The 11,872-nt window shown below is 54.3% G+C and carries 10 protein-coding genes; all 10 read left to right on the forward strand.

Going from position 1 to position 11,872, the window contains the following annotated elements; translation table 11 throughout:
- Nucleotides 1–270: 270 nt before the first annotated feature.
- Nucleotides 271–981: a hypothetical protein gene (locus BM155_RS02505; protein WP_074900888.1), complete on the forward strand. Its 711-nt coding sequence runs from the start codon at nt 271–273 to the stop codon at nt 979–981.
- A gap of 120 nt (nt 982–1,101) precedes the next feature.
- A complete protein-coding gene (tsaB, locus tag BM155_RS02510; RefSeq protein WP_067157595.1) occupies nt 1,102–1,803 on the forward strand; it encodes a tRNA (adenosine(37)-N6)-threonylcarbamoyltransferase complex dimerization subunit type 1 TsaB in 702 nt (233 codons plus the stop codon).
- A 13-nt stretch (nt 1,804–1,816) separates the two neighbouring features.
- Nucleotides 1,817–2,614: an undecaprenyl-diphosphate phosphatase gene (locus tag BM155_RS02515; RefSeq protein WP_067152728.1), complete on the forward strand. Its 798-nt coding sequence runs from the start codon at nt 1,817–1,819 to the stop codon at nt 2,612–2,614.
- Between the two features lie 86 nt (nt 2,615–2,700).
- Nucleotides 2,701–3,582, forward strand: a complete 882-nt coding sequence (locus tag BM155_RS02520) for an NAD(P)-dependent oxidoreductase (protein ID WP_074900891.1) — start codon at nt 2,701–2,703, stop codon at nt 3,580–3,582.
- 56 nt (nt 3,583–3,638) lie between these two features.
- On the forward strand, nt 3,639–4,763 hold the full coding sequence (locus BM155_RS02525) for a tRNA-queuosine alpha-mannosyltransferase domain-containing protein (protein ID WP_074900894.1): 1,125 nt from the start codon (nt 3,639–3,641) through the stop codon (nt 4,761–4,763).
- Between the two features lie 56 nt (nt 4,764–4,819).
- Entirely contained in the window at nt 4,820–5,827 is a 1,008-nt protein-coding gene (locus BM155_RS02530) for a tryptophan--tRNA ligase (RefSeq protein WP_067152735.1), read from the forward strand.
- Nucleotides 5,828–5,933: 106 nt separating this feature from the next.
- Complete coding sequence (locus tag BM155_RS02535) at nt 5,934–7,502, forward strand: AbgT family transporter (RefSeq protein ID WP_074900896.1); 1,569 nt, start codon at nt 5,934–5,936, stop codon at nt 7,500–7,502.
- A gap of 60 nt (nt 7,503–7,562) precedes the next feature.
- Nucleotides 7,563–7,898, forward strand: a complete 336-nt coding sequence (locus BM155_RS02540; protein ID WP_074900960.1) for a DMT family transporter — start codon at nt 7,563–7,565, stop codon at nt 7,896–7,898.
- A gap of 580 nt (nt 7,899–8,478) precedes the next feature.
- The gene (locus BM155_RS02545) at nt 8,479–10,104 is read left to right on the forward strand and encodes a DUF6531 domain-containing protein (protein WP_139223117.1); all 1,626 of its coding nucleotides are present in this window, start codon (nt 8,479–8,481) and stop codon (nt 10,102–10,104) included.
- Between the two features lie 108 nt (nt 10,105–10,212).
- A partial coding sequence (locus tag BM155_RS02550) for an RHS repeat protein (RefSeq protein WP_175487739.1) occupies nt 10,213–11,872 on the forward strand: 1,660 nt, incomplete at its 3' end.

An 11,872-nucleotide genomic window follows, 5' to 3' on the forward strand; every position in this document is an offset into this window, starting at 1 on the left:
TCTTGCGGCGGTGCCTCTCCAAAGTGTGACAGCGGGTAAAAAGTGCAAATTTTTAATAAAAACTTCTCTTTTTTTGCATTTTTTCTTGCAAAGCGCTTTTTTTTTATTAACTTAGATACAGTTGCATCTCATCAGAGGTCCCTTAAGGGGTGCAGCGCACTCCGGAAACATCCAGAATTGTCTCCGGAACTGCTTTAATAAGCAGCGCAATGGCGATATCGCCAATACACTTTTGGATGTACTTCTTCTTATCTCAGAGAGGAGAGAGGGATGGCACGAGTAGCAAAAAGGAAGGTGCGGGCGAAACGCACAGTGAGCGTCAAGGCTGCGTCGGATATATCACCGCTAGTCGCGAAAGCACAGAAAGCAGTGGAAGCGGCCACCGCGGCACTGGATACGCAGTTGGACCGTGTTGCCAAAGCGCGGGCCAGGGTTCAGAAGAGCAATACCGCCACGGCCAAAAACGCCCTGAGTAACGCCAGTGCCAGAGCCAAAGAGTTGCGCGCCAAGGTCGCGTCGGCAAGGTTAGATCTGGCCAAGGCGAAAGCGATGGATACGGTGCGTCAGGTAGAGGAAACGGCCAAGCAGAAAATTGCAGAAATGGCCGAGAACCTCTCCACCAAGGCGGAACAGGACCTGGCGGCCGCGTTGCAAGCTTTTGAGACCCGCTGGATGAAGGCCAGGACTAAAGCCAACATCAAAAAGATAAAGGCCGCGGAGAAAAAAGTTGAAGCCAAGGTAAAAGCTGCTGCCAAAAAAGCTGCTGCCAAAGTCAAGGCGCTGGAGAAGAAGGCCGCAGCCAAAGCCAAGGCTGAAGCGAAAAAAGCGGCGAAGAAAAGGCCGGGGCGTCCAAAGAAAGCGGCAGTCAAGAAGGCTGGTCCGGGTCGCCCGAAAAAGGCCGCGGTAAAGAAAACGGCTGCCCGGCGGGGCCGCCCACCGAAGAAAGTGGCGCGCAGAGGTCGTCCGCCCAAGCAACAATAGCCAATCGATCCTTTGAACCCCCGGCCTGGCCGGGGGTTTTCTTTTAGGGCGTGCCCTACATGACTCGCCGCCGTGACCGTGACACAATGCGCTCCTTTGCGGCAATCGATAGAGTTTATTGTGAAAATCCTTGCCCTGGACACAACCTCCGGCGCTTGTTCCGTTGCCTTGCACTGCGACGGACACACCAGCGAACAGTTTGTACGGGCTGAGCGGGACCATACCCGCCGGATACTGCCCATGATCGATCAAGTACTCGGGGAAGCTGGGGTATCGCTCAGTCAGCTGGATGCCCTCGCGGTGGGCCGTGGCCCCGGCTCTTTCACCGGCTTGCGCATTGCCATCAGTTGTACCCAGGGGCTGGCTTTTGCAGCTGATAAGCCGGTGCTGCCGGTTTCCAGTCTGGCCGCTTTGGCGGCCGGTGTGCGCAGAGAGCAGCCACACTGGGACGCTGCGCCCATTGTCGCTGCGCTGGATGCGCGCATGCAGCAAGTCTACTGGGGTGTCTATACCGCCGATGCGCCCAATGCAAGCCTCTGGCCAGAGGCGGTACAGGATCCCCAGCAGATGGCACAGCGCTTGGCGCAATCCAGCCTGCCAACGCCAGTGTACGGGGCGGGCGCGGGCTGGCATTACCCGGAACTGGCGCAGGTGCCGGTAGCGGAAGTGCTGGTGGAGGCAGAAATCCATGCGCGGGATATTGCCGAACTGGCGCTGCCGCTGTGGCAAAGCGGTGCCGCCGTGGCGGCGGAGGATCTCGAGCCGCTGTACCTGCGCGATGAAGTCGCCTGGCAAAAACGGCAAAAAATCCGCTCGAAGTAACACTGGCGCGCCTATGGAACTCTTTCAGATAGTGGCTTTGGCTCTGATACAAGGGCTGACCGAATTCCTGCCCATCTCCAGCTCGGCTCACCTGATTCTACCCACGGAGGTACTGGGCTGGCCCGACCAGGGGCTGGCTTTCGATGTGGCGGTACACTTCGGCTCTCTGATTGCGGTGGTGGTGTATTTCCGTCGCGATGTCTGGGCACTGCTGCGCGATGGGCTCGGAGGGCTGGTGAACAACCGCTATACGGACGAGGGACGACTGGCCTGGTTGATTGTGCTGGCTACGATCCCCGCCGGTCTGGCCGGGCTTGCCTTCAAGGATTTTATTGAATCACATCTCCGCCACGCGAGCGTGATTGCCGCTACTACCATCGGATTTGGAATCTTACTGTGGTGGGCTGATGTGCGCGGTGCGCGTACTCAGGCGCTGGCGCAGCTGAATTGGAAAAGAGCCTTGTGGATCGGCATGGCCCAGGCCTTGGCTTTGATTCCCGGCACTTCCCGATCGGGCATTACCATAACCGCTGGCCTGATGCTGGGTATGAAGCGCGAAGCGGCCGCGCGTTTCTCTTTTCTGATGTCGATTCCGGTGATCGCCCTCAGTGCCCTGTTATTGACGTTCGACCTGCTGTCTCTGGAGCAGGTACCCTGGTCTGAATTGGTGCTGGGTACCGTGCTCTCATGTATTAGCGCTTATCTCTGTATCCATTTTTTCCTGCAGTTTATTAACCGTATCGGTATGGCCCCCTTCGCGATCTACCGTCTGTTGTTGGGCGCTGCGTTGATTTGGATGATTGTCGGATAAATTCCGCTACGCGAAATACGGCTCTTTTCTTGCTGGTGAGGCGAGAGCCCCGGTTACACCACCTTATCGAAAACAGGAGTGGGAACATGGCAACAGTCGCATTCTTGGGTCTGGGCGTTATGGGCTACCCGATGGCCGGCCACTTGTCCAAGGCGGGCCACCGAGTGCGGGTATACAACCGCACCGCTAGCCGCGCACAACAGTGGCTGGTGGACTATTCCGGCGAGGCTTTCGCGACCCCTGCGGATGCCGCGCGAGACGCCGAAATTGTCTTCGCCTGCGTCGGCAATGACGATGACCTGCGCCAAGTGGTGGCGGGTGAGCAGGGGGCCTTCGCCGGAATGACCGGCGGAAGCCTGTTTGTCGATCACACCACCGCATCTGCCGATGTGGCCCGCGAACTGTCCGCAGTTGGAAAAGAAAAAGGTATCGGCTTTTTGGATGCGCCGGTATCCGGCGGCCAGGCCGGTGCCGAGAACGGTGTGCTGACGGTGATGGTGGGCGGTGAAGCGGCCGAATTCGAGCGCGTCAGACCCGTGATTGACTGTTACGCGCGCGCCGTGGAGCTGCTGGGGCCGGTAGGCAGTGGCCAGTTGTGCAAAATGGTCAATCAGATCTGCATCGCCGGCGTAGTGCAGGGGCTGGCGGAGGGGCTGCATTTTGCCAAGGCCGCCGGGCTGGATGCGGAGCAGGTTATCAAGGTTATCTCCAAGGGCGCGGCACAGAGCTGGCAGATGGAAAATCGCTACCAAACCATGCTCGCCGGTGACTATGAGCACGGCTTTGCGGTGGATTGGATGCGCAAGGATCTGGCCATAGTACTGAGTGAGGCGCAGCGCAACGGCGCCCTGCTGCCGGTTACCGCATTGGTGGATCAGTTCTACAGTGAAGTGCAGGCGCTGGGTGGCGGCCGCTGGGATACTTCCAGCCTGTTCGCGCGGCTGATGAACCTGCGCGCATTTGACTGAAGGGGCCTGTATCCCTTCTGTCGCAGGGGAGCAGTGCAATCGCGCCGCAATAAGCAATGAAAGTCCTGTTGTTATCTGCATACGACGCCGACAGCCATAAGCGCTGGCGCCGAGGTTTAGTGTCCGCGATACCGGAATGGCAGTGGACGGTACTCACACTGCCGCCGCGCTATTTCAGCTGGCGCATCCGTGGTAACAGCCTGAGCTGGGGCAGGGGGGATGCGCAGGAAACACTGCGCGGCCCCTGGGATTTGATCCTTGCCACCTCCATGACCGATTTGGCGGCTCTGCGCGGCCTGGTGCCGGAGATTGCCCGCGTTCCCACTGCGGTTTATTTCCACGAAAATCAATTCGCCTATCCGCAAAGCCCGGAAGCTTTTCAGTCCGTGGAACCCCAATTGTTGAATATCTACACGGCATTGGCGGGCGACTTGCTGCTGTTCAACTCCGAATACAACCGCCGCACCTTGATCCAGGGGGCGGCGGCGCTGCTCAAGCGCTTTCCGGACTGTGTGCCCGCGGATCTCTGTACAGAGATAGAGGGTAAGTCACGGGTGCTGCCGGTGCCACTGGAAACGGACATATTTGTGGAAGCGGAAAAACGCCCGGACAGGCCGACATTCATATGGAATCACCGCTGGGAGTACGACAAGGGGCCGGATATTTTATTGGCGGCGCTGCGCCTTTTTACCAAGCACAAGCGGCCTTTTACACTGCACTTGGTGGGCCAGCAGTTCCGCCGCGAGCCACCGGAGTTCGCGCAGATTCGCGATCTGTTGCGGGAGAATGACGCGCTGGGAGCCTGGGGTTACCAAGCGCAGACGGCGGATTACCGGCGCCTGCTGCGCAGGAGCCACGCGGTGCTCTCCACCGCGCGCCACGATTTTCAGGGGCTGGCGGTCTTGGAAGCGGTGGCTGCCGGTTGTCAGCCCCTGGTGCCGGACAGCCTGGCTTACCCAGAGTGGTTTGGACGTGGCGGTTATCCGTTTTCCGAGAAGGTGGATGTCTGTGCGGCCAACTTGTGCGAGGCTATGCGCCAGTGTGCCGATCGCGTCGCAGGTGGTGAGAAGTTTGATATTCCAGATGTGACCGCGCTTAGTTGGGCGAGCCTGACAAGTACTTACCGTGAACTGCTCGCTGGTCTGGGGTGCGGAGCGGTCCCATACAATCGGGGCCGTTAAAAGGTTATTATTCGCCTTTCATTTCCCCAATATGCAGCACGGATCACGAAGGATTTATGACTAAGCAGCGCGTACTGACCGGCATTACGACTACCGGAACTCCTCACTTGGGTAACTATGTGGGCGCTATCCGCCCCGCTATTGCCGCCAGTCAGCAAGAGGAAAACCAGTCCTTCTACTTTTTGGCCGACTATCACGCACTGATCAAATGCCAGGAGCCTGAGAAGGTACACCAGTCCACCATGGAGATAGCCGCCACCTGGCTGGCTCTCGGACTGAATACTGACAATGTGGTTTTCTATCGCCAGTCCGATATCCATGAAATTCCCGAACTGACCTGGCTGCTCACCTGCATGACCGCCAAGGGGCTGATGAACCGCGCCCACGCCTACAAGGCAGCGGTGGACGCCAACCGGGCCGAGGGTGAGGACCCTGACTTCGGTATAACCATGGGGCTTTACAGCTACCCGGTTCTGATGGCCGCGGATATCCTGATGTTCAATGCTAACAAGGTACCGGTGGGGCGGGACCAGGTGCAGCATATCGAAATGGCCCGCGATATCGCCCAGCGTTTTAATCATCACTACGGTGATTACTTTGTTCTGCCAGAGGCGGTAGTGGACGATCATGTGGCTGTATTGCAGGGCCTGGATGGCCGCAAGATGAGTAAGAGCTACGGCAACACCATTCCTCTGTTCCTGCCGGAGAAGCAGCTGAAGAAGCATATCAACAAGATCAAAACCAACCTGCTGGAGCCGGGTGAGCCGAAAGACCCGGACACATCCACCGTATTCCAGATCTGGCAGGCGTTTGCCAGCGAGGAACAGACTGCGGAAATGCGCAAGGCGTTTGAGGAGGGCATTGCCTGGGGCGAGGCCAAGCGCCAGCTCTTCGAGCTGATCAACGGCCAGATTGCCGAGGCGCGCGAGCGTTACTATGAGCTGCTGGCAAACCCGGCGCAGATTGAAGTGGAACTAGAGAAGGGCGCTGAGAAAGCCCGCGCTTATGCTGCGCCTTTTATCGAGCAGCTGCGCCACGCGGTAGGTATTCGAAAAATAGGCTGACAATTTCCGGCTCCCCAGTGGCCCACGGTTGCGGTTGGACTTACAAAGACTGATCGCGGCTTTGGGCCCTTTCTATAATTAAGACTAATAACAACAGGGATCTGACATGGACAAAACACCGACAAATCCCAATCCCTCTGACAACGCCGCCGCCAAAAGTGGCTGGGTTGACCGAGCGCTCAATTTTATAGAAGTGGTGGGCAACCGACTGCCGGACCCCGCAGTGCTGTTCCTCGCATTGATGGTCATTATCTGGGTGTTGTCCTGGCTTCTATCGGGGGTCAGTTTCGGCACTGTGCATCCAGCCACTGGCGAGGCAATACAGGTGACCAACCTCCTTTCCGGAGATGAACTTGCCCGCTTCCTTTCCAGTATGGTGACAACCTTCACCGGCTTCGCCCCTCTCGGAGTGGTGTTGGTGGCCATGCTCGGGGTGGGGGTGGCTGAGCACAGCGGTTTTATCAATGCGGTACTGAAAAAGCTGCTTGCCGTTACACCGCAGATGCTGCTGACTCCCATGCTGATCCTGGTGGCAATTGTCAGCCACACTGCCGTAGATGCCGGATATGTATTGGTAATTCCGTTGGGTGGGGTTATTTTCTATGCTGCTGGACGCCACCCGCTGGCCGGTATTGCCGCCGCCTTTGCCGGTGTGTCTGGCGGCTTTTCCGCCAACTTTGTTCCTTCCGCTATAGACCCATTACTGCAAGGCTTTACCCAGACGGCGGCACAAATTGTTGATCCGCAGGTACAGGTAAACCCGCTCAACAACTGGTTTTTTACATCGGCCTCTTGCCTGTTGGTCACCTTGTTGGGCTGGTGGCTGACAGACAAGGTTGTGGAACCGCGCCTGAAAAAGGTCGCCATTGACGGCGACGAAGAAGACATGCCAGTGATGCACGGCCTCGGTGGACGCGAAAAGAAAGCGCTCTATCTGGCGTTGGTGGTGATGGCGGCTGGTATCGTCACCCTGGTGGCCTGGATGCTGCCGGAAACGTCCGCCATGCGCGATGCTCAGGGGCAGTTGGCCTCGTTCAGTGCGCCGGCGATGAAGTCCATTGTGCCGTTGATCTTCCTGCTGTTTGTTATTCCCGGCGTGGTATTCGGCTATATGGCCGGCACGTTTAAAACAAGTAAGGACGTGATTGACGCCATGTCCAAGACCATGAGTTCCATGGCTTATTACATCGTAATGGTCTTCTTCTGCGCGCTATTTATCTCAGAGTTCGCCCGCTCCGGGTTGGGAACCTTGCTTTCGGTGGAAGGTGGCAACCTGCTCGCGGCCATGAACCTGCCGGGGCCGGTCACCATAATGGGCATTATTCTGCTGGTGGCCTTCGTCAACCTGTTTGTCGGCTCCGCATCTGCCAAATGGGCCTTGTTGGCGCCCATTTTTGTACCAATGCTGATGCAAATTGGTTTCTCTCCAGACCTGACCCAAGCCGCCTACCGCGTGGGGGACTCCTCTACCAATATCATCACCCCGCTGATGCCTTATTTCCCACTGGTGGTGGTTTACTGTCAACGCTATGTGAAGAGCACGGGTATCGGCACATTGGTATCCATGATGCTGCCTTATTCACTGGTGTTTCTGCTTTGCTGGTCTGTGTTTTTAGTGATCTACTGGTCCCTGGGTATTCCACTGGGGCTGCAAGCCAGTTATTCCTATCCTTAACAATCTGTAAAGAATAGAGGCCTTCCGGCCTCTGTTCTTATTGATTGAGTGATATATAAAATGCAATCAGCCTACCTGTACCTGGCCATAGCAATTATCGCTGAAGTGGCGGCCACCACTGCGCTAAAAGCCTCCGAGCAATTTACCAAGCCGATTCCCACCCTGATTGTTGCAATCGGTTATGGCACGGCTTTTTATATGTTGACACTGGTACTTCGTACCCTCCCAGTGGGGGTGGCCTATGCAATCTGGTCTGGTTTGGGGATTGTGCTGGTGGGTATTGCGGGCGCAGTGGTTTACAAGCAAGTCCCGGACCTACCCGCGATAATCGGTATGGGGTTGATTATTGCCGGTGTTATAGTGCTCAATCTTTATTCAAAAAATGTTGGGCATTGAGTCGGCCTTTACTCAGAGTTGCTCCAGAAAATACGTCTAAGGAACCTCTGATTAATTCGCTTCCTGACGGTAAAAATTCTTTGGAGCTAGATGAGAAGCTCAGGTGATAGGATGGCCATTTCGAAACCGTCGGATACAGGGAGGTATCCGTCGGAGCTACAGGGAAGTACTCGTGCGTTTTCGAAATGGCCATCCTATTGCCTGAGCGCCACGGAACTGACCAAAGCGTTCACGCGAATTAATCAGAGGTTCCCTAAGATCGCTTTGATGCGACTGTAGCGGCACCCTAAATTAAATAATTTACATAGGTTCTGTAGTCGGCATCGGTATCCTCAGACAATAGGATAAGTGCTTCGACGTCTTAATCCCACAATCTGAGATTCTCGCCTGTAGTTAAAGAATGTTTTTTCGTAGAGAGAATTAATCAGAACTCCATTGGCTAATTTTTTGGGAAAATATTTATCATAAAATTTAGGTGATTTTTTCTTGCAAATATAAATTTTTTGGTTGTGGGGATTTTTTTGAGCCTAATTTTAACAAGGCTATTATATAAGTTGTTCCGACTGTATGGGGTTGCTATGTGTTTTTTTCTTATTCAGGGTCTTTCACAGCGGCAGTAAGCTTTCTTCAAAGTCGTGGTGTTGCTGTTACTTTACAGCCAGGGGAAAACTTTCTATCGGTCACAGGGAGTGCGGGAAGCTGCAGTGCTGCTGACAGCATGACAATTACTTATGAAGAGCCGGAACCAGATGACCCCAGCGACCCGTCTGAACCACCTGAATGTCAGCCTCCAACAATTTGGAATGAATCTAGTGGGCTATGTGAAAAGGTATGCCCGGCAGATAAACCCTGGGACGATACCGCGCGGGACTGCGTTGCACCACCAGAGCGTCAAGGTTGTGATAACTTGGCCGGCAATCCAATTAACTTTCTCTCGGGTCATAAATTGCAACGGGAGACGATTTTTGAAGCCAATGGTGATTTTCCCCTGACTTTCTCATGGCTTTACAATAGTTTTGGCAATCATCAGAAAACAGGTGCCGGTTACAGTGTTGGGGCTGGAGTGTCTGGTGAGACAGCAGTACATACTGAACAGCCGTTAGCAGATGACGAGCAACCGATTTCCCTGCCGCTCGATAAAGATCCCACTCAAGAATATACCGGCAGCTCCAGTGAGCACTGGCGCCACAATCACAGCTACTTCCTGGCGTATTACACACTCCCTGATGGTGATACGGAGCGACTGATTGCTTATCGCCCTGATGGAAGTGATCTGCATTTTGCAGATGAAGGTGGCATTTTTGTTGCCTTGGCCAATCGCGACTGGCGCGTAAGTAAGGAGTTCGATGAAAATCAAGAGCACATGGGTTGGACGCTGGAAGTCGCTGGTCGTATCGAGAAGTACGATACCGCTGGACGTATTCTACGAGTAGAGAATGAACAAGGGCAGGGCATTACCTACACCTATGATGGGGAAGGTGTGCATCAAGAGTCCATAGCCGATGATAACGGTAACAGTATCACTTTGGACTACACCGATGGAAATCTGAGTCAGATCGCCCGCAACGACGGGACCGTTTATGGCTTCGCCTACAACGCCAACGGCTTGCTGCAATCCATTACTTTCCCGGGCAGTGACAATCCGCAGCGGGTATTTCTCTACGAAGACAGCCGCTTCCCCAATGCGTTGACCGGTGTTACCGATGAGTCTGGCAATGTATTTAGCACATTCGTCTACGATGAGCAGGGGCGGGCAATTCGCACCGAACACAATGGTGGAGCTGACTCGGTCGAAGTGGATTATGTAGATGCCAATACAAGGCGTTTAACAAATGCCTTGGGCAAACAGACCACTTATCACTACACAGAGGTGAACGGCGTTAAGCTAATCACTGAAATTGAAGGGGTGGCATCGGCCAATTGCGCAGCGGCAAATAAAGCTTACACCTACGATGATAACGGATTTATCGCAAGTGAAACTGACTGGGAAGGGAATCTCACCACCTACACGCGTGACAACCTCGGCCGGGAACTCTCTCGCACCGAGGCTGCCGGTACACCTGAGGCGCGTACAATCCTCACCGAATGGCATTCTGAGTTCAATCTTCCGGTAAAAATCACCACACCGGAGAGTATTACTGAATACAGCTACGATAGCTCAGGTCGCCTTATGGGGCGGAAAGTGACACCTGTAGCGAGTCCATAAGAGGCGATGAACACGTCGGCTTGTGTCGTTTACGGATAATTAAGGGGAAAATTTCAAGGATTTGATATGCGCTTCACTAAATCATTTGTTGCTGGGGCAATAAGTCTGTTGGTAATTCACGGAACCAATGCGGCTATTGCGGAACAGAACTGGTCCTACACCTATACCACGGCGGGAAAACTCGAAACTGTCGATGGGCCACGTACCGATGTTTCCGATATTACGACCTATGAATATGATGAAAATAACCGTTTAATTAAAACGACCAACGCATTGGGGCAAGAGGAGTCCATCCTGGAATATGACGCCGCCGGACGTCCGACAAAAGTGCAGGACGCGAATGGTTTGCAGACTCATTACACCTACACAGCACGCGGCTGGATGGAAACTGCCACGGTGAAAGCTGAAAAGGGTGACTTGGTAACCACCTACACTTACGATGCTGTAGGACAGCTCACCAATATCGAATACCCGGACGGTTCCAACGTTACTTTCGAGTACGATGCTGCACACCGCCTAACGGCAATAGCAAACACCCTCGGTGAACGCGTGGAATATATCCTGGATGCCGCTGGTAATATAAAAGAAGAAAAAGTCTTCTCCGCTGACGGTACAACATTGGTACGTTCCGTCAGTCGCAGCTACGATGAGCTGGGTCGCCTGATCGACGTAAATGGGAATAATGGGCAGAATACGTCTATCGCTTACAATAAGAACGGTGAGCGTATTTCCACTACGGACGGTAATCAGAATACAACGGTTGAAGAGCGCGATGCTCTAGGTCGGGTTAAAACCATTACCGATGCCGTCACCAACCAGATTCACTACACCTACGACAGTGCCGATCGTATCAAATCCGTTACAGACCAACGCGGTAATACCACCAGCTATGAGTACGACTTCTCCGGCAACCTGACCAAACTCACCAGCCCGGATACTGGTGTTACCACCTACGAATACGACCAGGCCGGCAATCTCAAAAAGCGCACTGATGCCAGAGGCATCGTGACCAACTACAGCTATGATGCACTGAATCGCCTAACAGCAATCAGCTACCCTGGGAATCCCAACGAAAATGCACTGTTCACCTACGACAGCACTGAAAATGGAAACAAGGGTATCGGCCGTCTCACTGGCTACAGCAACGACTCGGGTTCAACGACAATCACCTACGATGACCTGGGCCGAATTACCAAGCAGGAAGATGCCATTGCCAGTTGGAGCTTCAGTACCGAATATAGCTACGACACAATGGGGCGCGTTGTCGGCATTACCTACCCATCTGGCCGCAGCGTCACCTATAGTCGCGATGCATTAGGTCGCATCAGTGCCATCACCACTAAAGATAATGCACAAGCCACCACCCAGACCATCGTCAGCAATATCCAATATCACCCCTACGGCGGTATTGCATCCATGGGTTACGGCAACGGCATCACCCAGAGCTACACCTATGACCTGGACGGAAGGTTGGAAACGGTAACCGCCACTGGAATCGGTGATATCCGTTCTGAATACTACACCTATGATCTCGCCAACAATATCACCGGAATTGCCGATAACCTGGATGCCGGCAAAGACAGAGCTTATATCTACGACCCCCTAAACCGGCTGACGGATGAAGGTTATGTCGAAGGTGAAAAGAGCTACCAATACGACGCGGTCGGCAATCGCCTGCAGAAAACCTGGATCAAGACGGATCAAAGCCAGGCGGACACCAGCTACAACTACGAAACGACCTCCAATCGCTTGATCGAAAAAAACGCCA

Source organism: Microbulbifer thermotolerans, from assembly GCF_900112305.1.
Taxonomy (GTDB): domain Bacteria; phylum Pseudomonadota; class Gammaproteobacteria; order Pseudomonadales; family Cellvibrionaceae; genus Microbulbifer; species Microbulbifer thermotolerans.